Annotated in this window: 18 protein-coding genes; 7 read left to right on the top strand and 11 right to left on the bottom strand. The window is 65.3% G+C overall.

Annotated elements, in window-relative coordinates; all coding sequences use genetic code 11:
- Window positions 1-35: 35 nt before the first annotated feature.
- A complete protein-coding gene (locus JZZ72_RS05920; RefSeq protein ID WP_058541413.1) occupies window positions 36-2,327 on the bottom strand; it encodes a TonB-dependent receptor in 2,292 nt (763 codons plus the stop codon).
- A 217-nt stretch (window positions 2,328-2,544) separates the two neighbouring features.
- On the opposite strand from JZZ72_RS05920, the gene JZZ72_RS05915 reads away from it, so the two are divergent.
- The 3 genes from JZZ72_RS05915 (at window position 2,545) to JZZ72_RS05905 (ending at window position 4,602) form a co-directional block, all read left to right on the top strand.
- On the top strand, window positions 2,545-3,225 hold the full coding sequence (locus JZZ72_RS05915) for a Fe2+-dependent dioxygenase (RefSeq protein WP_210014173.1): 681 nt from the start codon (window positions 2,545-2,547) through the stop codon (window positions 3,223-3,225).
- A 3-nt stretch (window positions 3,226-3,228) separates the two neighbouring features.
- Window positions 3,229-4,011, top strand: coding sequence for a tetratricopeptide repeat protein (locus JZZ72_RS05910; RefSeq protein WP_210014172.1), 783 nt, complete (start codon window positions 3,229-3,231; stop codon window positions 4,009-4,011).
- 111 nt (window positions 4,012-4,122) lie between these two features.
- Window positions 4,123-4,602 carry a hypothetical protein gene (locus JZZ72_RS05905; RefSeq protein ID WP_043862510.1) on the top strand — a complete coding sequence of 160 codons (480 nt, stop codon included), beginning with the start codon at window positions 4,123-4,125 and terminating at the stop codon, window positions 4,600-4,602.
- A 66-nt stretch (window positions 4,603-4,668) separates the two neighbouring features.
- On the opposite strand, the gene JZZ72_RS05900 is transcribed toward JZZ72_RS05905, so the two are convergent.
- Entirely contained in the window at window positions 4,669-5,832 is a 1,164-nt protein-coding gene (locus tag JZZ72_RS05900) for a type III PLP-dependent enzyme (RefSeq protein ID WP_043862509.1), read from the bottom strand.
- A 620-nt stretch (window positions 5,833-6,452) separates the two neighbouring features.
- Here JZZ72_RS05900 and JZZ72_RS05895 point away from each other — a divergent pair.
- The 3 genes from JZZ72_RS05895 (at window position 6,453) to JZZ72_RS05885 (ending at window position 10,467) form a co-directional block, all read left to right on the top strand.
- Window positions 6,453-6,941, top strand: a complete 489-nt coding sequence (locus JZZ72_RS05895; protein ID WP_210014171.1) for an RNA polymerase sigma factor — start codon at window positions 6,453-6,455, stop codon at window positions 6,939-6,941.
- Between the two features lie 17 nt (window positions 6,942-6,958).
- Window positions 6,959-7,933 carry a FecR family protein gene (locus JZZ72_RS05890; RefSeq protein WP_043862507.1) on the top strand — a complete coding sequence of 325 codons (975 nt, stop codon included), beginning with the start codon at window positions 6,959-6,961 and terminating at the stop codon, window positions 7,931-7,933.
- Between the two features lie 107 nt (window positions 7,934-8,040).
- A complete protein-coding gene (locus tag JZZ72_RS05885; RefSeq protein ID WP_210014170.1) occupies window positions 8,041-10,467 on the top strand; it encodes a TonB-dependent siderophore receptor in 2,427 nt (808 codons plus the stop codon).
- Window positions 10,468-10,560: 93 nt separating this feature from the next.
- Here JZZ72_RS05885 and JZZ72_RS05880 read toward each other — a convergent pair whose 3' ends face one another.
- The 4 genes from JZZ72_RS05880 to JZZ72_RS05865 are packed head-to-tail and all read right to left on the bottom strand — an operon-like array spanning window position 10,561 to window position 13,998.
- Window positions 10,561-11,715 carry an osmoprotectant ABC transporter ATP-binding protein OsmV gene (locus JZZ72_RS05880; RefSeq protein ID WP_043862505.1) on the bottom strand — a complete coding sequence of 385 codons (1,155 nt, stop codon included), beginning with the start codon at window positions 11,713-11,715 and terminating at the stop codon, window positions 10,561-10,563.
- Complete coding sequence (locus JZZ72_RS05875) at window positions 11,712-12,365, bottom strand: ABC transporter permease (RefSeq protein ID WP_043862504.1); 654 nt, start codon at window positions 12,363-12,365, stop codon at window positions 11,712-11,714. The genes JZZ72_RS05880 and JZZ72_RS05875 overlap by 4 nt, the downstream gene beginning before the upstream one ends.
- Entirely contained in the window at window positions 12,362-13,270 is a 909-nt protein-coding gene (locus JZZ72_RS05870; protein WP_210014169.1) for a glycine betaine ABC transporter substrate-binding protein, read from the bottom strand. Before JZZ72_RS05870 ends, JZZ72_RS05875 begins: the two co-directional genes overlap by 4 nt.
- A gap of 14 nt (window positions 13,271-13,284) precedes the next feature.
- Window positions 13,285-13,998 carry an ABC transporter permease gene (locus JZZ72_RS05865; RefSeq protein ID WP_054916398.1) on the bottom strand — a complete coding sequence of 238 codons (714 nt, stop codon included), beginning with the start codon at window positions 13,996-13,998 and terminating at the stop codon, window positions 13,285-13,287.
- Between the two features lie 343 nt (window positions 13,999-14,341).
- Here JZZ72_RS05865 and JZZ72_RS05860 point away from each other — a divergent pair, with 343 nt between their 5' ends.
- Window positions 14,342-15,925, top strand: a complete 1,584-nt coding sequence (locus tag JZZ72_RS05860; RefSeq protein ID WP_043862501.1) for a peptide chain release factor 3 — start codon at window positions 14,342-14,344, stop codon at window positions 15,923-15,925.
- A 54-nt stretch (window positions 15,926-15,979) separates the two neighbouring features.
- On the opposite strand, the gene JZZ72_RS05855 is transcribed toward JZZ72_RS05860, so the two are convergent.
- The 5 genes from JZZ72_RS05855 to JZZ72_RS05835 all read right to left on the bottom strand — a co-directional run bounded on the left by JZZ72_RS05855 (window position 15,980) and on the right by JZZ72_RS05835 (window position 24,640).
- Window positions 15,980-20,743, bottom strand: a complete 4,764-nt coding sequence (locus tag JZZ72_RS05855; RefSeq protein ID WP_210014168.1) for a dermonecrotic toxin domain-containing protein — start codon at window positions 20,741-20,743, stop codon at window positions 15,980-15,982.
- Window positions 20,744-20,860: 117 nt separating this feature from the next.
- On the bottom strand, window positions 20,861-21,940 hold the full coding sequence (locus JZZ72_RS05850) for a polyamine ABC transporter substrate-binding protein (protein WP_054916396.1): 1,080 nt from the start codon (window positions 21,938-21,940) through the stop codon (window positions 20,861-20,863).
- 54 nt (window positions 21,941-21,994) lie between these two features.
- Window positions 21,995-22,336, bottom strand: a complete 342-nt coding sequence (locus JZZ72_RS05845) for a cupin domain-containing protein (protein WP_043862498.1) — start codon at window positions 22,334-22,336, stop codon at window positions 21,995-21,997.
- 25 nt (window positions 22,337-22,361) lie between these two features.
- Entirely contained in the window at window positions 22,362-23,768 is a 1,407-nt protein-coding gene (locus JZZ72_RS05840) for an NAD(P)/FAD-dependent oxidoreductase (protein WP_210014167.1), read from the bottom strand.
- A 38-nt stretch (window positions 23,769-23,806) separates the two neighbouring features.
- Window positions 23,807-24,640 carry an AraC family transcriptional regulator gene (locus JZZ72_RS05835; RefSeq protein ID WP_043862496.1) on the bottom strand — a complete coding sequence of 278 codons (834 nt, stop codon included), beginning with the start codon at window positions 24,638-24,640 and terminating at the stop codon, window positions 23,807-23,809.
- Window positions 24,641-24,658: the final 18 nt, after the last annotated feature.

The raw sequence follows: 24,658 nt of genomic DNA, 5'->3' as shown, positions 1-24,658 counted from the left end.
ACCGAAGTGAACGGGGCCGGGCCTGCCAGCTGCCGTCAGAAGTGGAAGCTGGTGGTCAGCAGCGCCGTGCGACCGGCCGCCTGGTTGGCGTAGTGCGCCGCGTAGGCCTTGTCGTAGTAGACCTCGTTGGTGAGGTTCTGCACGTTCAGCTGCAGGTCGACGTTCTTGGTCAGCTTGTAGCTGGCCATGGCGTCGTAGCGCCAGTACGAATCGACCATCACGCTGTTGGTCACGTTGCCGAACACGTCGTCGACGTAGAAGGCACCACCGCCGAGGGTGAGTTTTGGCGTGACGTTGTAGGTGGTCCACAGGGTCAGGCTGTTGTTCGGCGTGTTGGGCATCTGGTTGCCGTCGTTGTAGCCGTCCACCAGCACACCGCCGACCGACTGCGCGCCACCGTCGACCAGCTTGGCGTCCATGTAGGTGTAGCCGGCAAACACCTGCCAGTCATTGGTCAGCTTGCCGGTGGCGGTCAGCTCCAGGCCATCGACGCGGCTCTTGCCGGCGTTCTGGTAGGTGTTGGCATCGACCAGTACGCGGGCGTTTTCCTTCTCGGTGCGGAAGATCGCGGCGGTCAGGTTCAGACGCTGATCGAGCAGGTCCCACTTGGTGCCGATTTCGTAGTTGGTGGTCTCTTCGGCCTTCAGGTCGCTGGTGGTGGTCGGCGTCAGCAGCGGGTTGCCGTCGCTGCCTTCACCCAGCGAAGCGCCGGCCGGGGTGGCCGAGGTCGCATACGAGATGTACACGCTGCCGTTGTCGGTCGGCTTCCAGGTCAGGCCCAACTGGCCGGTCACGAACTCGCTGGTGTCTTCGGTCTTGAAGCTGGTCGCACCACCCGCCACCTTGGTCTTGGCCTTGGTGTCGAAGTGGTCGTAGCGCAGGCCCATGGTCAGCAGCCAGGCCGGGTTCAGCTCCAGGGTATCGGTCAGGTAGATGGCGCGGGTGCTGCTGGTGGTGTCGGCGCCGGCATCGGTACGGGTCACGTCGCCGCCCCAGGCCTCGTTCGGGTTGGGATTGGGGAACGAGGTGCACACACCCGGGATCTGGCCGGTGGCCGAAGAGCAGTTGCCGGAACGGAAGCCGGTGATGTCGTAGCCTTCCTTGGTGGAGGCCTCGCGGCTCAGCTCGATACCGGTGGAGAAGGTGTTCTTGAACCCGCCGATGTACACCTCGCCGAACAGGTCGGTCTGGTTGGTGGTGGTGCGGGTGTTGGCCACGCGGTTGTTCGGGCGGCGCCAGACTTCACCGTTGAGGATGTTGCCCTTGCTGTCGTCGGGCTGGCTGTAGATGAAGTCTTGCAGGGTGTTGCCGTGGCGCAGGGTGTTCTTGAGGGTCAGCGCATCGTTCAGGTCGTGCTCGACGGCGATGGTCGCGATATCGGCACGGGTCTTGTAGAAGTCGCGATCGACCAGGCCGTAGTAGTTGCTGCTGCGGCCGCCATCGTCAGGCTTGTCCGGGTTGGCCGAGGTGCGCCCGGCGGTGCTGCCCGAGCGCAGGCCGTAGGGGATGCCCGAATCCGGCAGGTCGTCGCTCTCCACGTGGTAGTAGTCCAGGCTCACGCGGGTCGGGGTACCCAGGCCGAATACCAGGGACGGGGCCACGCCCCAGCGGTCGTAGTTGACCTCGTCGCGACCGGCCACGTTGCTTTCGTGGCTCATCAGGTTCAGGCGAAACGCTGCGGTGTCGAGGAACTGGTAGTTGCCATCGAAGGTGTAGCGCTTGGTCTGGTCCGAGCCCCAGGTGAAGGCACCGTCGGTGCTGTTGCCCAGGTGGGCCTTCTTGGTCACCAGGTTGATGGTGCCACCGGCTGCACCGCGCCCGCCGATGGTCGAGTTGGGGCCCTTGGCCACTTCAACCGATTCGATGGCGAAGATCTCGCGGGTCTGCGAGCCCACGTCACGCACGCCGTCCAGGTACATCGAGCCTTGCGAGTCGAAGCCGCGAATGAACGGGCGATCGCCCGACGGGTTGCCGCCTTCGCCGGCGCCCATGGTGATGCCAGGCACGGTACGCAGGGCATCCTGCAGGGTCAGGGCGTTGGTGTCCTTGATGACCTGTTGCGGCACCACGGTCACGCTGCGCGGGATGTCCACCAGCGGCGCCGTGTACTTCTGCGATGAGGACTTCTCGACCTTGTAGTCGGTGCTGGCGGTATCGGCCTGGCCATTGATGCTGGTGGCATCCAGCGCGATCGAGCCGCTTGTGGCCGGGGCTGCGTCGGCCGCATAGGCCAGGTGGCCGGCGGACGTGGCGCTCAACGCGACCCCGATGGCAGAAGCAAGCAGGCGTGGTGAACTGACAGCGGTAGGCACGTAATGGCGCGACATCGGAAGGTCCCCAAGGTGTGAAGGCGCCGAAATATAATGTAAACAAATATGAGTAACAATTGAGATCAATTGCTATTCGTACTGAATTTACATTCTTTACACCTTTGTGTGGCGGTTTATGCCTGCTGAAACGTCCCGCCCCTCGCAAGGGGCTTGTACTGGTTCAATAAGAATCAATACCATTGACGCCCTTTAGCCGACCCCTGGTGCCTGCGCCATGCTTTTACACATTCCCGGCCTGTTCACCCGCGAAGAAGTGCAGCGTATTCGCCAGGCGCTGGAGCAGGCCGATTGGGCCGACGGCAAGATCACCGCGGGCTACCAGTCGGCCAAGGCCAAGCACAACCTGCAGCTGCCCGAGGCGCACCCGCGGGCCAAGGAAATCGGCAGCGCGATGATCGAGCGCCTGTGGAGCAACCCGCGCTTCATGTCGGCGGCGCTGCCGTTCAAGGTGTTCCCACCGTTGGTCAACTGCTACCGCGAAGGGGGCAGCTTCGGCTTTCACATCGACAACGCCATCCGCCAGCCGCGTGGCAGCCATGAGCGGGTTCGTACCGACCTGTCGTCGACACTGTTCTTCAGCGACCCCGACGAATACGACGGTGGCGAGCTGGAGATCCAGGACACCTATGGCCTGCAGCAGGTCAAGCTGGCGGCAGGCGACATGGTGCTGTACCCCGGCACCAGCCTGCACAAGGTCAACCCGGTAACCCGCGGGGCGCGCTATGCGGCGTTTTTCTGGACCCAGAGCATGGTGCGCGAGGACAGCCAGCGGGCCTTGCTGTTCGAGATGGACAACGCCATCCAGCAGCTCACGGTGGATGTGCCCGACCACCCGTCGCTGATTCAGCTCACCGGCACCTACCACAACCTGCTGCGCCGCTGGGCAGAGGTCTGAGCCGTGACCTTCAGCCTGCGTCGCGAAGAACAGGTCGATATCGACCAGTTGCATCAACTCATCGAACACAGTCCGGGCAAGGCGGCCCAGGCCCTGCTGGCGGCTGCCGCGCAGAACGTTGTCGAGGCCCAGCTGCTGCTGGGGCAGATCCTGCTCGACGGGCGTGGCATCGAGCAGGACCCGGCACTGGCGCGGACCTGGTTCGGCATTGCCGCCCGCCAGGGCAGTTCGATGGGGCACAACATGCTCGGGCGCTGCCTGGAGCATGGGTGGGGAGGGCAGGCCGACCTGGCGGCGGCGGCCGGTCACTACCGTGCGGCCGCTGCCGCAGGGCTGGACTGGGGGCAGTACAACCTGGCCAACCTGCTGGCCACGGGGCGGGGTGTGGGCCAGGACCATGCTGCGGCTCTGCACCTGTATCAGCAGGCCGCCCACGCCGGCCACGCCAAGTCGATGAACCTGCTGGGACGTTACCTGGAGCAGGGGCTGGCCTGCGCGGCCGACCGGCACGCCGCCATGCACTGGTATCGTCTTTCTGCCGAGGCCGGCGATTTTCGCGGGCAGTTCAGCCATGCGGCGATCCTCGCCGAGCAAGGCCACATGGAGCAGTCGCTGGTGTGGCTGCAAAAGGCCCTGGAGCAGGGTAACGGCAACTTCCTGCGTGCTGCAGTGGCCAGCCTGGAGCAGGCCCAGCAGCCGCAGATCCAGGCGATGGCGGGGGCCTATCGGCAGCGTCTGGAGCAGGTGTCGCGGCAGGCCACGGAAAGCCTTCACTCTCGGGTTTAGCCTGCCGCCTTTCTATGCTCGATCACTCCCATGCTTCTCAAGGAAGATCGACCATGAACAGCAACCACCGTATTGCCAGTCACCCGGGCCTTGCCTGCGCAGGGGGTCGCCATGAGTGACACCTGGAATTTCTCATTCATCGCCAGCCTCTACTCGGTGACGCCGGGCCACAAGGGCCGTATCGGTATCAGCCTGGTCGAAGGCGGCATCGACAACGATGGCTGGTTGCAGGTGATGACCGACACCCGGCTCATCAAGCCGGTCAATTTTCGTTTCGACTACGTCTCCCACACCGACCGGCGCATTACCTACAACATCTCCAGCTCTTCGGATACCGGGTTCTATCGGGGCGCGGCGGTGGGCAAGAACTTCAATCACTATGTGGGCCTGTTCCCGGGGGGTACCAGCGAGCCCTGGCTGGTCAAGCCCTTGGGGGAGTGGGGCGACCATGACGTGCTGCGACTGAAGCTCTATGACACCTACGAGTGCAGCATCGGCAACTACCGTCACTCCGACGGCATGGATTACCTGAATGTGATCAGCGGGGAGAACCTCGAGTTCGAGGCACATGTACTGCGCGTGCTGAGCTGACCTCGCGGGCCCATGAAAAAAGGCGACGGTTGCAACCGTCGCCTTTCGTGTGCAGCTGACCCGTGGTTACAGGTAGTACGCCTTCAGCGGCGGGAAGCCGTTGAACTCCACCGCGCTGTAGCTGGTGGTGTAGGCGCCGGTCGACAGCCAGTACAGGCGGTCACCGATGGCCAGGTTCAGCGGCAGGCCGTACTTGTAGTGTTCGTACATGATGTCGGCGCTGTCGCAGGTCGGGCCGGCGATCACCACCTCTTCCATCTCGCCTTTCTTTTCGGTCCAGATCGGGAACTTGATCGACTCGTCCATGGTTTCGATCAGGCCGGAGAACTTGCCCACGTCGGTGTAAACCCAGCGCTCCACGGCGGTACGCGACTTGCGCGCCACCAGCACCACTTCGCTGACCAGGATGCCGGCGTTGGCGATCAGCGAGCGGCCAGGCTCCAGGATGATTTCCGGCAGGTCGTCGCCGAAGTCTTCCTTGAGAAAGCGAATGATCTCTTCGGCGTAGGTTTCCAGGCTGTTGGTACGGGTGATGTAGTTGGCCGGAAAGCCGCCACCCATGTTGATCAGCTTGAGCACGATGCCGTCTTCTTCCTTCAGGCGCTCGAAGATCACCTTGACCTTGGCGATGGCCGCATCCCACACGCTGATGTCGCGCTGCTGCGAACCCACGTGGAAGGAGATGCCGTAAGGCACCAGGCCCAGGTCGCGGGCCAGGATCAGCAGGTCCATGGCCATGTCGGTCTGGCAGCCGAACTTGCGCGACAGCGGCCAGTCGGCGGTGGTGGAGCCTTCGGTGAGGATGCGTACATACACTTTCGAGCCCGGTGCGGCCTTGGCGATATTGCGCAGGTCGGCTTCGGAGTCGGTGGCGTACAGGCGCACGCCCTTCTCGTAGAAGTAGCGGATGTCCTTGGATTTCTTGATGGTGTTGCCGTAGCTGATGCGCTCCGGGCCGATGCCGCGGGCCATCACCTTGTCCAGCTCGTAGATCGAGGCGATGTCGAAGTTCGAGCCCTTGTCCTTGAGCAGGTCGATGATTTCGACCGCAGGGTTGGCCTTGACCGCGTAGTACACCTTGGCGAATTCGAAACCGGCGCGCAGGTCGTCATAGGCCTTGCTGATCATGGCCGTGTCGATGAGCACGAACGGGGTTTCTTGCTTGTCGGCGAACGCCTTCATTTTGTTGAAGGTATCGCGTGCGAAGTAGTCTTCGACCTGGATCGACATGCTGGGGGACTCCATGGGCAAACTGAATGAATAAGTGGCTGCAACTGAGCGCCCTCCGTATCCCCACTTTGGTTCGCCTACTTCCCAAGGCATGTCGCCGAAAGCAAAAAGGTCAACCGGGTCGCAGAAGCTGCGCAGCGGGTGACCTTGCTGTCTCGTCGTCAGTACTTGAGCCGGATGGATCGTTTCCAGCATGGACGCTCGGCGCGAACTTTAGGACCTGAAGGATTCAAGATCAACAAAAAATCTCGCGTTTTTTCGCTACGCTGACGCACGTTGCAGACACCCCTCGTTTTAACCGACCCGGATGACAGGCAGATGTTCCCGAAGTTTTGCGAAGCGTTAAAAATACCCGCACGTTCGCAGCTTTTGCAGGCCAACTCGGCTAAAACAACGATGGCGTCAACTTCGGCGACGATGGCCCCAAAAGGTTGGGCAAGCACGCGCAAACAGCTTGAACGGGCAGGGCACGGGCACCGTTCACAGCGGGGCGTGTGTGCATATTTTTAGCCGCTCGCATGGGCGCTGTTGCAGGGCAATCGCCCGGCGGTGATTGCCGGGTTTAATAAGAAACATTACTATTCGCAACCTCCCTCCCGCCTAGCGACGACCCCCGCACCGTGTCTCGACACAAAGGCTTCCTCGACCACTACCATGAGCTGATCGGCACCTGGACACGCAAGCTGCGCAGTCGTCAGCAGGCCGAGGACCTCGCGCACGATGCCTTTGTGCGGGTGCTGGAAAACCCCGCCCTGCCAGTCGAGCAGCCGCGCGCCTATCTGCACAAGACGGCACGCAACATTGCCGTGGACGGCTACCGGCGCGAAGACCGGCGCCAGGCCCTGGAGCAGGAAGGGCTGGACCTCTCGCCCACCCCGGGCGATGACCCCGAGGCCTATGTGCATGCACTGGAGCTGGCCGACAGCGTGGAACGCGCCCTGGCCGAGCTGCCGCTCAACTGCCGCAAGGTGTTCATCTGGCAGAAGCTCGAAGGCCTGACCCAGGCCGAGATCGCCGAGCGCATGGGCTTGACCAAGAACATGGTCGAAAAGTATATGATCCGCACGCTCCGGCATCTGCGTGAGCACCTGGATGTGTCAACGAGATGAGTCAGGCAAATGTTTTCATGAATCAGGGCACATGCCCCTGCGGCGATGACGCCGTGCGCGAGCAGGCCGCCGAATGGTTCGCCCGTGGCCGCGATGCGCCCCTGACGCCCCAGCAGCAGGCGCAACTGCATGCCTGGCTGGCGCAGCACCCCCAGCATAAACATGAGTACGACCTGCTCGGGCGCCTGTGGGGCGCGGCCGACCTGCTGCCGCGCGAGCGCCTGCAGGCCTTGTGTGCGCCCGACCCGGTGCGCCAGCTGCCGCGTCGACGCCTGTTGCGCCAGGCCCTGGCAGCCAGTGTGGTGGCGGTCGCGGCAGGGCTTGGCTGGTTCGGCTGGCAGCAGCACCAGCTCAATTACCAGGGCCAGATGCAGACCGGCCTGGGCGAGCGTCGCCAGCTCGACCTGCCCGATGGCTCGCGCCTGGAGCTCAACGGCCGCACGCGGGTGCAGGTGAGTTTCAGTGCCGGGCAGCGGGACATTCGCCTGGAGCAGGGCGAGGTGATGTTCAGCGTTGCCCATGATACGGCCCGCCCCTTCGTGGTCAGCACCGGCCATGGCAAGGTCACGGTCACCGGTACGCGCTTCGATGTGCGCCGCGACAGCGAGCAGACCCGCGTGGCGGTCGAGCAGGGTTCGGTGCGCGTGCAGGGCGACGGCCAGGGGCAGGCGCTGCTGAGCGCCGGCCTCGGTTCGCACATCGATGCCCATGGCGCGGTGGCAGCGCCCTATACGGTGGACGCCGCCGCGTTGACCGCCTGGCGCGGCGGCAAACTGGTGTTCAACGATGTGCCGCTGGGCGAGGTGGTGCGCGAGGTCTCGCGCTACCGCGAACACCCGCTGCGCGTGGCTCCCGGCAAAACGGCGGCGCTGCGCCTCAGCAGCAGCTTCAGCACCGATGACACCGACGCCCTGCTGCGCGCCTTGCCCAGCATCCTGCCGGTGGCCATCAAGGCCCATGCCGATGGCTCGCAAGAAATAATCGCAAAATAGATTCAGGTTTTTTTCCCGTTGTTCGTCTTCCTGCCCAACTGCAACTGCCAAGCATTTTCATTCGCAGGCGGTGGCCGATTTTCTGACCCTCAGGACTTCTCGACGACGTGAACAACAACAAGGTTTCCAAACGCTGGCTGCCGCTGGCACTGGCATTGGCCGTCAGCGGCGGCATCGCCAACAGCTACGCCGATTCGGCACCCACCAGCATCCAGATCCAGGCCCAGCCGCTGGCCGCGGCACTGGGCCAGCTGGGCCGGCAGACATCGCTGCAACTGTTCTTCAGCCCCGACCTGGTGGCCGGCAAACAGGCCCCGGCGGTGTCCGGCAACCTGGCCCCCGAACAGGCGCTGCAGGCCCTGCTGCAGGGCAGCGGGCTGACCTACGAGATTTCCCAGGGCACCGTGGTGCTGCACGCGGCGCAGCCAGTGAGCACGGCGCCCGGCACCCTGGAGCTGGCGCCTACCGACATCAGCATGGTCGGCGACTGGCTGGGCGACGCCCAGGAAAGCGTGGTGCAGAACCACCCCGGTGCGCGCACCGTGGTACGCCGTGAAGCCATGGTCGAGCAGGGCGCGCTGAGCGTGCGCGACGTGCTGCGCGGGGTGCCGGGTGTGCAGGTGCAGGACTCCAACGGCACCGGCGGCAGCGACATCGCGCTGAACGTCGGCGTGCGCGGGCTCACCTCGCGCCTGTCGCCGCGTTCCACGGTGCTGATCGACGGCATTCCCGCCGCATTCGCCCCGTATGGCCAGCCGCAGTTGTCGATGGCGCCGATTTCCTCGGGCAACCTGGACAGCATCGACGTGGTGCGCGGCGCAGGCTCGGTGCGCTATGGGCCGCAGAACGTCGGCGGGGTGATCAACTTCGTCACCCGAGCCATCCCCGAGAAGGCCACCGGCGAGCTGGGCACCACGATCCAGACCTCGCGTCATGGCGGCTGGAAGCACATCGAGTCGGCCTTCCTTGGCGGCACCGCCGACAATGGCCTGGGTGCGGCGTTGCTGTACTCCGGGGTCAAGGGCAATGGCTACCGCAGCAGCAACAACAGCAACGACATCGACGACGTGCTGTTCAAGACCCACTGGGCGCTGACCGACCGTGACGAGCTGTCGCTGAACTTCCATTACTACGATGGCAAGGCCGACATGCCCGGCGGCCTGACCCAGGCCCAGTTCGACAAGAACCCCTACCAGTCCGACCGCGACCACGACAACTTCACCGGTCGGCGCAAGGATGTCTCGCTCAAGTACCTGCGCCAGATCGACGACGTGACCCAGTTCGAGGTGCAGACCTACTACACCGACAGCTTCCGTGGCAGCAGCATTGCCGCGCGCGACCAGCAAACGCTGTCGTCGTACCCGCGCAGCTACCACACCTTTGCCGTCGAGCCGCGCCTGTCGCGGGTGTTCGTCACCGGCCCGGCCACCCAGGAGGTCAGCGTCGGTTATCGCTACCTCAAGGAAGCCATGCACGAGCAGGCCACGCGCCTGGCGCTGATCGACAACGTGCCCATTGTGACCCCGGAATCCGACGGCCACGTGTACCAGGACCGTACCGGCGGCACCGAGGCCAGCGCCTACTACATCGACAACAAGATCGACGTGGGCAACTGGACCATCACCCCGGGCGTGCGTTTCGAGCACATCAACACCGACTGGAACGATCGCCCGGTCATGGGCCTGGGCAACAAGCCGGTGGTGGCCAAGAGCCGCAGCGTGACCAGCAACGAACCGCTGCCGGCATTGAGCGTGATGTATCACCTGTCCGATGCGTGGAAGCTGTTCGCCAACTACGAGACCTCGTTCGGCAGCCTGCAGTACTTCCAGCTGGGCCAGGGCGGGCAGGGCGACCAGACCGCCAACGGTTTGCAGGCCGAGAAGGCCAAGACCTACGAGATCGGCACGCGCTATGACAACGGCAACTGGGGCGGCGAGCTGACCGCGTTCTACATCGACTTCGATGACGAGCTGCAGTACATCAGCAACGACGTGGGCTGGACCAACCTGGGCGCGACCAAGCACCAGGGCATCGAGGCCTCGATGCACTACGACCTGGCAGGGCTGGACCCGCGTCTGCAGGGCTTGAGTGCGAACGCCGGCTTCACCTACACCCGCGCCACCTATGAAGGGGCGATCCCGGGCTTCGAAGGGCGCGACCTGCCGTTCTACTCACGCCAGATCGCCAATGCCGGGCTGCGTTACCAGGTGGACCGCTGGACCTGGAATGTGGACGCCTATGCGCAATCCAAACAGCGTGCTCCGGGTACCGGCATGACCAGCAAAGGTGCCTTCACCGGCGACTACATCACCGAACCGACGGCTGATGGGCAGTATGGCGACATTCCGGGGTATGTGACCTGGAGTGCGCGGGGCGGGTATGACTTTGGTGCCCAGCTGTCGAACCTGAAGCTGGCGGCGGGGGTGAAGAACATCTTCGACAAGCAGTTCTTCACCCGTTCCAGCGACAACAATTCGGGGATCTACCTGGGCGAGCCGCGCACGTTCTATGTGCAGGCCAGTGTAGGGTTCTGACAACGCCTTCGCTACGCCGATCACTCAGGCCATGGCCTGCCGGACCGGCGTTGTCAGCCTTGTCTGTTCGGCAGTAGATCGCGGTGGAGCTATTCAGGCCACCGTTTCGGCCGGCGACACGATGCTGGTCTTCATGCCCCGCGAACGCCCCGAACTCAGGTACGCGGCAATCGATTCCTGGGTGACCTCGCCCAGGAACACGTTCTCGGCGTCCAGTACCGGCAACCACGAACGGTTGAACTCGTACATGCGCGACAGCAGGATGCGCAGGTGCTCGTCATGCGCGGCGGTGGCGTTGAACGTGCGCAGGAAGTCCGCGCAGGTGCCCTGCTGACGGTGCAGGTCGCGCCGGCGCACATAGCCCATCGCCTTGTTCTGGCCATCGGTGACCACCACGTAGCGACGGTCATGTTCGTCCATCAGCTCCAGCGCATCGGCCACCGACGTCTCGGGGCTCACCGATGGCGCGTTGTCCGCCGCATCCTCGGCACGCACCAGCAGCAGGCGCTTGAGGGTGCTGTCCTGGCCCACGAAGTTGCTCACGAAGTCATCTGCCGGGTGCGCCAGCAAGGTGTCGGGGTGGTCGATCTGGATCAGCTTGCCGGCGCGGAAGATGGCGATCTTGTCGCCCAGCTTGATCGCTTCGTCGATGTCGTGGCTGACCATGATCACGGTCTTGTTCAGCGCACGCTGCATCTCGAAGAACTCGTTCTGGATCATCTCGCGGTTGATCGGGTCGACCGCACCGAACGGCTCGTCCATCAGCAGCAGCGGCGCATCCGCCGCCAGCGCGCGGATCACGCCGATACGCTGCTGCTGGCCACCGGACAGTTCACGCGGGTAGCGGTGCAGGTACTGCTTGGGCTCGAGCTTGATCATGCTCATCAGCTCGCGGGCCCGCTCGTGGCACTTGTGCTTGTCCCAACCGAGCAGGCGCGGCACCACGGTGATGTTCTCCTCGATGGTCATGTTGGGGAACAGGCCGATCTGCTGGATCACATAGCCGATGGTGCGACGCAGCGTCACCGCGTCCAGGTCGGTGGTGTCTTCGCCATTGATCAGCACCTTGCCCGAGGTGGGCGCGATCAGGCGGTTGATCATCTTGAGGGTGGTGCTCTTGCCGCACCCGGACGGGCCGAGGAACACGCAGATCTCGCCTTCGTTGACCGTCAGGCTTACCGAGTCGACGGCCTTTACGTCCTTGCCGTTGCTGTGGAAGGTCTTGCACAGGTTCTGAAGTTCGATCATTTGAGCAGTCCTTTTGGAGTCAGCGAGCGTTGCAGGGCTTGCAGCAGCAGGTCGGCGAAGATGGCCAGCAGGCTCACCAGCACGGCGCCGACCAGCAGCATCGACATGTCGCTGCGGCTGATGGAGGTCAGGATAAGTACGCCAAGGCCACCGGCACCGATGGTCGCGGCAATGGTCATCACGCCGATGTTCATCACCACGGCGGTGCGTACACCGGCCAGAATCACCGGTACCGCAATCGGCAGCTCGACCATGCGCAGGCGCTGGCCGAAGGTCATGCCGATGCCGCGGGCGGCTTCGCGTATGCCGGGCTCGACGTTGGTCAGCGCCAGGTAGGTGTTGCGCAGGATCGGCAGCAGTGAATACAGAAACACTGCGGTGATCGCCGGCAGCGGGCCCAGGCCCTGGCCGAACTTGGAATAGAACGGCAGCAGCAGGCCGAACAGGGCGATCGACGGCACGGTCAGCAGCACCGTGGCGCTGGCCTGCAGAGGCCCGGCAAGCACCGGAAAGCGGGTCATCAGGATGCCCAGCGGTACGCCGATCAGAATGGCCAGGGTGACCGCGATGCCGACCAGGGTGATGTGCTCCCAGGTCAGTTGCAGCACCTGGGCCCAGTCCAGGTGGGCGAAGGTATCAAGCAGACTCATGGTTGCTCCTCGGCAGGTGGATGCTGGCGCAGGTAGGTGGCGGCGACTTTGCTCGGGCTCTGGTGCTCGACGTCCACCTTGGCATTGAGCTGGCGCATGGTCTCGTCATCCAGTTGCTCGGCCAGCGGCTTGAGCAGCCCGGCCAGTTGCGGATGGGCGTCGAGTACGGCCTGGCGCACCACCGGGGCGGCGGTGTAGTCGGGGAAGTAGTGCAGGTCGTCGTCCAGCAGTTTGAGGTTGAAGGCGCTCAGGCGCCCGTCGGTGGTGTACACCAGCCCGCTGAACACCTGGCCGTTGCGCAGCGCGGTGTACACCAGCCCGGCGTCCATCTGGCGGATGTCGCGGCGGGTGAACTGCAGGTCGTAGGTCTGGGTCAGGCCCACCAGGCCGTCGGGGCGGTTGGCGAACTCGGTGTCCAGCGCCAGTACATGGCTGCGGTCGGGCTCGTCGCGCAGCACCTGATTGAGCTGGCTGATGCTGTTGACCTGGGGGTACTGCTCGGCGATGTTGCGCGGCAGCGCCAGGGCATAGGTGTTGCTGAACTTCGAGGGTGCCAGCCACACCAGGCCCTTCTTCGCGTCCAGCTGCTTGACCCGGGCGTAGGTGGCCTCGGCGCTGTCCATGCGTTCGTCGATATGGTTGTAGGACACCAGCGACACGCCGGTGTATTCCCACACCATGTCCAGTTGGCCGCTTTCCTGCGCGCTGCGCGCCAGGGTGCTGCCCAGGCCGCCGGTGATGCGCACGTCGAAGCCGTGGCTGCGCAGGTACTGCGCGGTGATTTCGGCCAGCACGGTCTGTTCGGTGAACACCCGCGCGCCGAGGCGGATCAGGGGTTTGTCGGCGGCTTGGGCGAATCCTGCGAACAGCAGGGCCGCGCCCAGCAACAAGGCGATTCTTTTCATGGGGGGTCCTTCGCTTAGTTGGCCAGGCCGCGTTCGAGCCAGCGGCGACTGCATTGGCTGACCAGCGCATCGAGCAGCAGGGCGAGCAAGGCCGTGGTGGCGGCGCCCAGCAACAGTTGCGGCTGGTTGTTAAGGGCGATGCCGGGGAAGATCAGGCTGCCCAGGCTGTTGGCGCCGATCAGGAACGACAGCGGCGCGGTACCCACGTTGATTGCCAGTGCCACTCGAACGCCGCCGACGATGATCGGTACCGCATTGGGCAGCTCGACCCGCCACAGCGTCTGACGCGGGGTCATGCCGATGCCGGTGGCGGCTTCCTTGAGCGAGGCGGGGACGTTTTTCAGGCCTTCGTAGGTGTTGCGCACGATGGGCAGCAGGGAGGCGAGGAACAGCGCGAAGATTGCCGGGCCTGCGCCGATGCCCAGAAAGCTCAGGGCGATGGCCAGAACGGCCAGGGGGGGAACGGTGTTGCCAATGTTGAAGATCTGCATGAAGCGTTCGGCGCGGTCGACCCGGTGCGGTCGACTCAAGGCAATGCCGGCGGGGATACCCACGGCCAGCGCCGCCACCATCGAGCACGCCACCAGCATCAGGTGCGCTTGCAGGTAGAACCACAGATCGGCGCGGTAGTGCGCGATTGTATCGATGCCGATCCAGTGGATCAGCAGGGCCAGGATGACGAGCGCGGCGGCCCATCCCATCAGCCCCTTGCCATAGCGTTTAGCCACAGGCGGACTCCTTTTTTTTGTCGGCGGGCACACTCCCGTGGCGGCTGCCGGTCCAGGCAGCAGGCAGTGTGATCGCGATAAGCAGCGGGTCGCTCCGGTAGAGCGGAACACGCCATGAGCGCAGCCTCGTCAGGCGCATGTTGCCGATGAAACCCACCCTGACGAACGGTTGAAAACCGTATACGTAACATCTCGTAACAGGGCAGTGGACGTCTCCGCAGTCGCAAAGGTTCCCATCCGAAGCGGCATTTGGCCAGCGCAGATCGACCCAGTGGTTCAGTTAGGGGGTGAGTTTGGGCTATAATCGCCGCCCTTTTTTGAATCTCCAGTCAGGCGATTTCCCATGACCAACCAGGCCGCCGAAGTCGCGAAACGCCGCACCTTCGCCATTATTTCCCACCCCGATGCGGGTAAGACCACCATCACCGAGAAGCTGCTGCTGATGGGCAAGGCGATTGCCGTCGCCGGTACGGTGAAATCGCGAAAGTCCGACCGCCATGCCACCTCCGACTGGATGGAAATGGAAAAGCAGCGTGGCATCTCCATCACCACCTCGGTGATGCAGTTCCCGTATCGCGACCATATGGTCAACCTGCTCGATACCCCCGGCCACGAAGACTTCTCCGAAGACACCTACCGCACCCTGACCGCAGTGGACTCGGCGCTGATGGTGCTCGACGGCGGCAAGGGCGTAGAGCCACGTACCATCGCCCTGATGGACGTGTGCCGTCTGCGTGACACGCCCATCGTCAGCTTCATCAACAAACTCGACCGCGATATCCGCGACCCGATCGAGCTGCTCGACGAGATCGAGGCGGTTCTCAAGATCAAGGCCGCGCCGATCACCTGGCCGATCGGCTGCTACCGCGACTTCAAGGGCGTGTACCACCTGGCCGGTGACTACATCATCGTGTACACCCCGGGCCACGGCCACGAGCGTACCGAGGTGAAGATCATCGAGAAGCTCGACTCGGATGAAGCCCGCGCCCACCTGGGTGACGAGTACGAGCGCTTCATCGAGCAACTGGAACTGGTGCAGGGCGCCTGCCATGAGTTCGACCAGGACGAGTTCATCAACGGCCAGCTGACCCCGGTGTTCTTCGGTACCGCGCTGGGCAACTTCGGTGTCGACCATGTGCTCGACGCGGTGGTCGACTGGGCGCCACGTCCGCTGCCACGTGTGGCCCATGAGCGCACCGTGGAGCCGACCGAAGAGAAGTTCAGCGGCTTCGTGTTCAAGATCCAGGCGAACATGGACCCCAAGCACCGCGACCGCATCGCGTTCATGCGCATCTGCTCGGGCAAGTACGAGAAGGGCATGAAGATGCGCCACGTGCGCACCGGCAAGGACCTGCGCATCGGCGACGCCCTGACGTTCTTCTCGTCCGAGCGCGAGCAGCTCGAAGAGGCGTTCGCCGGCGACATCATCGGCCTGCACAACCACGGCACCATCCAGATCGGCGACACCTTCACCGAGGGCGAGAGCCTGGGCTTCACCGGTATCCCGCACTTCGCCCCTGAGCTGTTCCGCCGCGTGCGCCTGAAGGACCCGCTCAAGTCCAAGCAGCTGCGCCAGGGCCTGCAGCAACTGGCCGAAGAGGGCGCCACCCAGGTGTTCTTCCCCGAGCGCAGCAACGACATCATCCTCGGCGCCGTGGGTGTGCTGCAGTTCGACGTGGTCGCCAGCCGCCTGAAGGAAGAGTACAAGGTCGAGTGCGGCTACGAGCCGATCACCGTGTGGTCGGCGCGCTGGATCAGCTGCGACGACAAGAAGAAACTCGAGGAATTCAGCAACAAGGCCGTGGAAAACCTGGCCATCGACGGTGGCGGTCACCTGACCTACCTGGCGCCGACCCGGGTCAACCTGGCGCTGATGGAAGAACGCTGGCCGGACGTGAAATTCCGCGCCACCCGCGAACACCACTGAGTTTTCGCACACCCCACGCCCGCGCAGCCCCCTGGCTGCGCGGGCGTTTTCGTTTCAGCCCCCCGCCGCCGGTGGGCGATGGCTTGCCTGGCCCAGGCGGTAGACCAGCAGGGTCAGCGAGTCGGCGTTCTTGAGCATGATTCGCGAGCGCACCACCGCATCGTCCAGAAAGCGCTGGCGCGCGACCGCCAGGTCATGGGTGTCGGCGATCTTGAGGATCAGGCTCAGGCCCTTGTTGTCGTCACGGGTGATGTCGCGTCGGGTACCGTCGCGTGAGCGCACCACGAACAGGCGCCGGGCCGGTGAACGGTGAGAGAACGCCTCGTCGTGCTGGCGCCTGAGCCAATCCTGCTGCTCGCCGGGCATGAGCAGGTCGGCAAACGCCAGCGAGGCATCCAGGTAGCGCATGTCGCGTGTGTCATAGGCGATATGCGAGAACTCGTGCAGCAGGCAGTTGGCACGCGCAATGGCATCGGCTTCCTGCCAGGACAGCTCGGGCCTGAGCTGGAGCCTGCCCAGGTAGCTGACGTCGAAATAAGCGTCCAGCAGAAACAGTTGCCGGAGCGGGTCATGGGGCGAGGTGAAGGCAATGCCGGTGTAGTTGCCGATATTGCTGGCCAGGATGTAGCGCCTGGACGTGGCGACCGAGTAGTCCTGCGAGGTCATCAGTTCGAAGAGTTTTTCCACCGGTTCACGTACGCGCTGCAGCAGCGCTTCGTCGGGTTCGACGCCGAAGAAATCGCTGAGGATCGTGCGGGTCTGTGCCGGCATGCGTTGCACCGGGCTGGCCTGCTGCAGGTTGTCCAGGCAGATGCCCAGGTAGTCGAGCGCCGTGCGGTGTGCCTGGCGCAGCATGCGCGCACGGGCCGGCATGAGTCGCTGGATCTGGCGCATGCCCACGGCCCGGATGACGATATCGTTGCCGGCCATCACCTGACGCGAGGCCCACCCGCCCAGCCTGCCGATGATGCCACCACTTAGCACGGGTATGGCCTGCTGCGGGTCGATCTGCCAGCGGCCGTTGCCTTCGCTGCGCAGGCGTGGCCCTGGTTCGTCGATGTCCGGCGCACTCAGGTGCCAGCGCTGGTCCAGCTGGCGAACGCCGTACACCTTGCCCTCCAGGCAGGCGAACTGCGTCTGGCCATCGACATCGGTATAGATCTGCTCGCGGCTGGCCAGGCCATCGAGGGACTGCTGCGGTACTTCGTAGGCGGACAGCCGCTGGTGCGACGCCTGCCCCAGGCGCCGCCAGAATTCGCCTTCGTCGGCCGGCAGCGCGCCAGGGCCCTGTTCGCGCACGCCATGCCCGGCCAGCAGGCCCTGCACCAGGGTGCAGGTCAGTTCCGACAAGGCCTGCGCCCAGTCGCCCGAGGGGCGCTCGGCCAATTGCAGCAGCGACAGTTCGCCCTGCCACGCGGCCAGCAGCAGGCCGATGCGGCCGGGGATGAACAGGGTCAGCTGGCTCCAGAGCAGCCCGAGTACCTCTTTCAGGGTGGCCCAGCGGGCTTCGGCGGTACTCACCAGTTGGGTACGGGCCATGCCCTGCAGCAAAGCTGCATTGGTCTCGAACAGGTACTGCAGGGCGTTGCCATGCACCGGGCGCCAGGCCAGGGTCACCGGCTGCTGGGCATACAGGGGCAGCTCGAAATCGAATTCGGCGCTGTAGGGCAGGTGGGCCTCGGTGAACCCACCGTGGTCGTAGCGCGGGCGCATCGTGTCGGGCATGCAGGCCAGTATCCGGGCCTGCAGGGCCGGCACGCTGCGAAGCTGCTGCAGCAGGTCGGCCGAACTGCTGAAGGCCTGGAACAGACCGCCGGCCTGGTACGGCGTGTACATCACCACGGGGCCGGGCGCGGGGCTGGCGTACATGAACAGGTACACCCCGGGCACGGTATCGGGGGGCAGGCCGCTGTCGGCGATCAGTTCCAGGGGCACCAGTTGTGCGGCGGGGGCTGGCAGCTGGTCACGGGCGGTGGCGTCGGGCTGCTCGACGACGGCGCGGATGCACTCGACGTCGGCTGCGCCCAGTTGCCCCTGGAGCCGGGCGCGCCACGCCGCTTCCAGCAGTTGCCCCGGCAATTGCCGGCAGAACAGCCGCAGGCGCCTGGGGTAGCTCGCATGGTCGCGGTCCAGTTGCTCGGCCAGCAGCTGGCGATAGCCTTGACCCAGGTCCAGTTCGCGCACCAGCGCCCGCAGGTAGGCGGCATCGATGCGCGCAGGCACGGTCATGTCGCCCTCGAGCGTGATTGCGGTGATGGCGTGGTCCCAGTCGCGGTAATGGTTGAGCGCGTAGTCGACCAGCGTCTGGCGATGCTGGATGCTGGCGGCCGCTTCGCCTGTGGGGACCTCACCGGTGGGCGGCAACGCGGTGACCCAGCGCGTGGTGGTGATCAACAGCTGGTCGGCAGGGTAGCGGCCGGCCGCGAAGTCCTGGTCCAGGCGGGCCTGAACCCGTTGGCGGGCATAGTCGGTCACCGCCGGGATGTCGAACAGGTAGTCCTGTGGTGACGGGCTTTGCAGCAGGTTGCGCCCCAGAACCTGCAGGTAGCCGTACTGTTCGCTGGGGGCGGCCTGCGCCAGCCAGTCAGGCAGATGGCCACGCAGGCGCCGGGCACTGGCCAGGCGCTGCAGACGCTGCAGGTAGCGCAGCGTGCCAGGCGTGTCGAGCGTGCTGCGCAGCAGGTCGGGCAGGTGTGCGGCAGGCAGGCCGCACCGGGTGAGCCGGTCGAAGGCGCGCCGCGTTGCGGCCACGTCGTGTTCGGCCTGCCAGCTCTGCAGGTGGTGCGCAGGCGCGCCTGCCAGCGCCAGCCATTGAAAGCGTTGCGCGGCGGGGTAGCGCGCTGCGTCGGCCTGCTCCAGCGCAAGGCGCGAGGTGAATGCGGCAAAGCCCTGGTCGAGGGTCCACAGCAGCCACAGATCGGGCTGTGCCTCGAGCGGCTGGCGGGTCAGCAGCAGGGCCTCGCTGCTGGGCGCCTGGTCCAGGGCCAGTTGCCAGGCCCAGGCCGGCGCTGCCGGCGAGGGCGCCGGAAACAGGGCGGCGTGAATCAGCGCGCGTGCCGAGGCTGGCAGCAGGCTGTCGTGGTCGAGCAGGCGGTATTCGAGGGTCAGGGCCAGTTGCCACAGGTGCTTGAGGTACGTGCGTCGCTGCGCTTGATACTGCGTCAGGGCGCTCGTCAGTTGGCTGGCGGTGGCATCGGCGACCTGTGCGACAGCCTGTCGGGCCAGCGCCAGGTCGAGCGCAGGCAAGGCCACAGGCTGTTCGGCCACCACCGGGCCGCTGACCAGCCAGCGTTCATCCAGCGAGGTACCGATACCGCCGAGCCGCTGCCACACCAGCTCGGCCAGGCTCAGCCAGGTGCGCCCGGCGCCGGGCTGACCCAGGCGTACCTGGGTCACTGGCGGGCCCTTGTCCAGCACTGCGGCAAGGGCCTGGTCGAGCCCTGCCGCAGTCACCGCCTCCAGGCCTGGTACCTCTTCGAACAGTGCCTGCGCGTGGCCGGTCAGTGCGCTCACCAGCCGGTTCAGTTCCTCCAGGTCAGCGCCGGCTGCCTGTGCCGACGTTTGCAGCCGGGCCAGGGTGGCCGGGCTGTCGTGGGCGTGGGGCGAGGTGCCCAGACGCGCGAGTTCGCCGGCCAGTCGACTGTCGAGGTCCAGCGCCTGGCGGCATGCCTGATAACCGTCCTGGCCGCTGTCATGGCGCAGTTGTGTTTCGATGTCCTGTTGCTGGGCGCTCAGCACCTGGCCAACCCAGCTGTCCAGTGCAGGGGCGGTCAGCGGTTGCAGGTGCAGGGCGCTGATGCGCAAGGCGCCCAGCTGGCTCTGCCGCGATGGGCTGACCACCGGGCGCCAGCTGTCGCGTAACCGGGGGTCGGTCAGCGACGATAACAACGCCCGCTTGCTGGCATGGCGCTCCAGCCCGCGTGCAGCACACCAGGTGAACACCGGGCCGGCACGGGTGCCGAGCGCGAGCACGCCCTCGAGCAGTTGGCTGTGGCCTTGCGCGGTGGTGACGTTGAGGCTGAACGCCTGCAGGGGCGAGAGGGCCTCGGTGTCCAGCCATTGCAGCAGCGCTGCGTGGTCGGTTTCGGCAAGGGCGCTGGCCCAGGCCTGGCGCGTGATCGCCTCGCGCACGCGCGCGCCCATCAGGCGGGCCAGTTGCCGGGCCGGCGTGTCGCTGCCGGCCTTGGCGGTATGCCAGTACCGGTGCAGTTGCCGTTGGCAGTCGCGTGCCGCCGCCAGGCGCTGCGGCGCCGCTGCAGCGGTAGCGGTGGTGGTGGCCAGGGCCTGCTCCCATAACGAGTCTGCTGGCGGCTGGCCCAGTACCTGCTGCTGCAGCTCGCCCAGCGCCTGGCCCTGGCGAGCGGCGATGACCAGCATCAGGTACTCGAACACCTCGTCCTCCAGCCGTTCGACCTGAACATCCACGATGCCGCCCTGGCCTGCCAGCAGGCGATCCCTGGGGGCGATGTAGTGCAGCAGTACGTGCGGGTGGCCGCTGCTCAGCAGTTCAACGAGGTGGTGCTTGAGCTGGGTACGGTCTTCGAAGCGCAGCAGCCCCAGCAACGGGTGGTAGAAAAAAACACGGGGGTGCGTGCTGCGGCTCAGCAGCAGGCTGGCGGTCAGTTCGCTGGCGTGGGCGCTGGCGGTGATCGCGCTCAGGCGGTCGATTCGCGGCGCGTCGGGCCCTGGCGCCTGCAGCCAGCCTTGCAGCCAGCGATGCTCCTCGTCATCGAGGCTGTCTCGGGCCTGTGCCAGGTGATCGGCAAAGCGCTGGCGCAGCGCAATGCGGTGAAAGTACGGCAGGGTCTTCAAGGGCATGGTGTGTGCTCGGCAGTGGATGGACGCCGGGCAACGGGCGGGCTGCGCTGTTGCCCCGGCAAGGGCTTCAGGCTGCCGGGGCACACAGGCCGAGGGTGGTATCTATTGCAGGGTGGCTCAGTTGCCGGCCTTGATGCTGGTCCAGATGCGGGTGCGCAGGCGGTCGATCTTGGCCGGCATGGCCTGCAGGGCGAACAGCTTGCCGAGCATGGCATCGGTCGGGTAGATCATGCTGTTGGCCTTGAGCGCCGGGTCCACCAGGCGGTCGGCTGCCTGGTTGCCGTTGGCGTACTGCACATGGTTGCTGATGTCGGCCATCACCTCGGGTTGCAACAGGTAGTTCATGTAGGCATAGCCGGCCTTTTCGTCCGGGGCATCGGCGGGCATGGCGACCATGTCGAACCACATCGGCGCGCCTTCCCTGGGGATCTCATAGCCCACCTTCACCCCGTTTCTGGCCTCTTCTGCACGGTTTCTGGCCTGCAGCACGTCGCCGGAGAAGCCCACCACCACGCAGATATCGCCGTTGGCCAGGTCGCCGGTGTACTTGGAGGAGTGGAAGTAGCTGATGTACGGGCGCACCTTCATCAGCAGGGCCTTGGCCTTCTCGTAGTCGGCCGGGTCCTGGCTGTGGTGCGGCAGGCCCAGGTAGTTGAGCGCGATCGGCAGCAGTTCGGGGCCGTTGTCGAGGATCGCCACGCCGCAGCTCTTGAGCTTGCTGATGTTCTCTGGCTTGAAGATCAGGTCCCAGGAGTCCACCGGGGCATTCTCGCCCAGCGCCGCCTTGACCTTGTCGATGTTGTAGCCGATGCCGGTGCTGCCCCACAGGTAGGGGAAGCCGTAGCGGTTGCCCGGGTCGTTGACTTCCAGCGCCTTGAGCAGCACCGGGTTGAGGTTCTTCCAGTTGGGCAACTGGCGCTTGTCCAGCGCCTTGAGCGCCTTGCCCTGGATCTGCCGGGCCATGAAGTGGTTGGAGGGGAACACCACGTCGTAGCCCGAATTGCCGGTCATCAGCTTGCCGTCGAGGGTCTCGTTGCTGTCGAACACGTCATAGGTGGGCACGATGCCGCTGGCGGCCTGGAAGTTCTTCAGGGTGTCGGGGGCGATGTAGCTGGACCAGTTGTAGATTTTTACCGAGTCGGCCGCCTGGGCGATGGAGGCGGCCAGCAACAGCGGGGCGAAGAGCAATGGGCGCATGTCCGGATTCCTTGCTTGGTCTGTTTTTGTCGAAGGAGGCAGGCGATCAAAGGATCAGAAAATCAATACGTAGGTCTTGCGCACGGTCTCGTGGATATCCCAGATACCGGTGCTGTTGGCCGGCAACATCAGTGCGTCGCCGGCTTCTATGGTCAGCGGCTCGCCGCCATCGGGGGTGAAGGTGCAGCGGCCCTTGATGAAGTGGCAGAACTCCTGCTGCTCGATCTGGCGCCGCCAGCGGCCCGGGGTACATTCCCAGATGCCGGTTTCGACGCCGTCGTTGCGCTCCACGCAGGTCACCGAGGTGACCGCCACCGGCTCGCCCAGGGGCACGGCCACCGGGTTTGACTGTTCGAGAGCGACGCTATGGGTGTGCTTGAACTGGGTAATGCGCATGCCGGTGGTCCTGTGCAGGGGGAAGTCAGTGCATCAGGCTTTCCATGAAGTCCGCCACACCGCTGGCCAGGCGCCGGCGCCAGGGGGCGCTGGCCGGGTTGGCAAGGGTCTGGTCTTCGTGGACGAAGCTCTTGATGATCGCGTTGTAGCCGAGCCAGCGGCATGGCTCGGGCTCCCAGCGCGCCAGGCTGTTCAGGCGCGCCGCGGGGTGTACCCAGGGCTGGGCGGTGAGTGCGTTGCGTTGGCCCAGGATCAGCGCCGCCACGGTGCGCCCGCCCAGGTTGCTGGCGCCCACGCCTTCGCCGCCATAGCCACCGGCCAGGGCGATTCCCTGCTCTGCATCGCACAGCATGTGCGGGCGAAAGCGCCGCGCCATGCCCAGGTTGCCGCCCCAGGCGTGGGTGATGTCGACGTTCTTGAGCTGCGGAAACAGCTCGCCGAACAGGTAGCGGCGCAGGCCGATTTCGCTGTCGCTGAGGGTGAAGTCTTCGCGCAGGCGCCCTGCGAAGCGATAGCCGCCGCGGGCGCCGAACACCAGGCGGTTGTCGGCGCTGCGCTGGCCGTAGGTGACCTGGCGGCTGTTTTCGCTGAAGGCCTGACCGGCGTTCAGCCCGATCTGCTCCCACACCTGCTCAGGCAGCGGCTCGGTGGCCACCAGCAGGCTCTGTACCGGCAACTGATAGCGACCCAGCGGCGGCAGCCCGACGGCATAGCCTTCCACCGCCGGCACCACCCACTGGCAGCGCACCTGTGCCTGGGCGGTGCGTACCTGCCCCTTGTGCCAGTCGATGACCGGGCTGTTCTCGTAGAGCTTCACCCCCAGACGCTCGACGGCCCGGGCCAGGCCGCGCACCAGTTTGGCCGGGTGCACGGTGGCCACGTTCGGCGTGTAGATCGCCCCATAGGGCTTGGCGATGCGCAGCTGCGCGGCCAGCTCGACCGGGCTCAGCCAGCGATACTCGGCCTCGTTCAGGCCCTGCCGGTAGAGCTTTTGCAGGTAGCTGCGCAGGCTCGCTTCCTGCTCGGGGTAGCGCGCCGCACAATAAAGGGCGCCGCCCTTGCGGTAGTCGCAGTGGATGCCTTCGCGCTCGAGTACCGTTTCCACTTCGTCGGGGATGCCGTGCAGCAGGTCATAGGCGTCGCGGCGCTGTTCGAGGGAGCAATCGGCCAGCAGGCGGTCTTCGCCCAGCAGGTTGCCCATCAGCCAGCCGCCGTTACGCCCCGAGGCGCCGAAGCCTGCGATGTTGGCCTCGACGATGGCGATGTTCAGGTGCGGTGCCTGGCGCTTGAGGTAGTAGGCGCTCCACAGGCCCGTGTAGCCGGCGCCGATGATGCATACATCCACGTCCAGGTCCTGGCGCAACGCCGGGCGCGCGATCAGCGGCTCGTCAAGCTGGTCCATCCAAAGGCTGATACTGCGCCATGCCTGCATTGTGTTCGGCTCCACATCCGTAACGGTGTGGGCCGATGCTAGGGCTGGGCGGGCGGATTGTCTTGCGTGCGTGTCCGCAGAGAAATCTGTTGCACGTAGGCCTTGGGCGACAGGCCGGTGTGCTGGCGAAAGCACTTGTAGAACGCCGACAGTGAATTGAAGCCGGCGGCGAAGGCCAGGTCATCGACCTTGGGCGCCGGGCCTGCGCGCTCCAGTTCAGCCAGCAGATGCTGCAGGCGGGCCTGGTTGACGTAGCGGTAGAAGCTCTGGCCCAGCACCTGGTTGAGCAGGTAGGAGATCTGGTTGCGGCTGTAGCCGCACTCGCGGGCGACCTGTTGCAGGTCCAGTTGCGGGTCCAGATAGGGCTGGCGACGGGTGAAGTAGTGTTGCAAGTCCTGGGCCATGAAGCTCAGCTGGCGCGGTGACAGGCCCAGGCGGCTGGTGGCCGGGCGCAGGCTGGGGTGGCCGGTGTGGCGTGAAGGCTCGCGCACCAGCGAGGCGTATTCGTTGACCTGCCAGATCAGGCCGTCGCGCACGGTGATGGCCTCGCTGGCACGAAACGCGGTGATGCCGTCGCCGCCGCGCAGCGTTACCTGGTACTGGATGAAGGCGGTGCAGCCGTCGGTGCGGATGCGGTCGCTGTGCACGATGTCCTCGCCGTCCTGGCGCGGCATGCTGGCGGCCACGTATTCGCGCAGCTCGGCCAGGTGCAGTACGCGGTTCTGGAAGAAGTCGTTGTACTGGATGTCGGGGTGATAGAGCGCCATCACGCCGTCGAGGTCGCGGTGTTTCCAGCACAGGTGGTAGCGCAGCACGGTGGCGGCGGTTTCGGCGGTGTGTTCGGGGCCGTCGGGGATCGGGTGTGCGGCCATGGGGCTGGCTCATTGGAG

Origin of the sequence: Pseudomonas palmensis, from assembly GCF_017848315.1 — a bacterium.
GTDB lineage: Bacteria > Pseudomonadota > Gammaproteobacteria > Pseudomonadales > Pseudomonadaceae > Aquipseudomonas > Aquipseudomonas palmensis.
The sequence above is the reverse complement of the archived record's forward strand: the minus strand, read 5'-3'. Positions and strand labels throughout refer to the sequence as shown.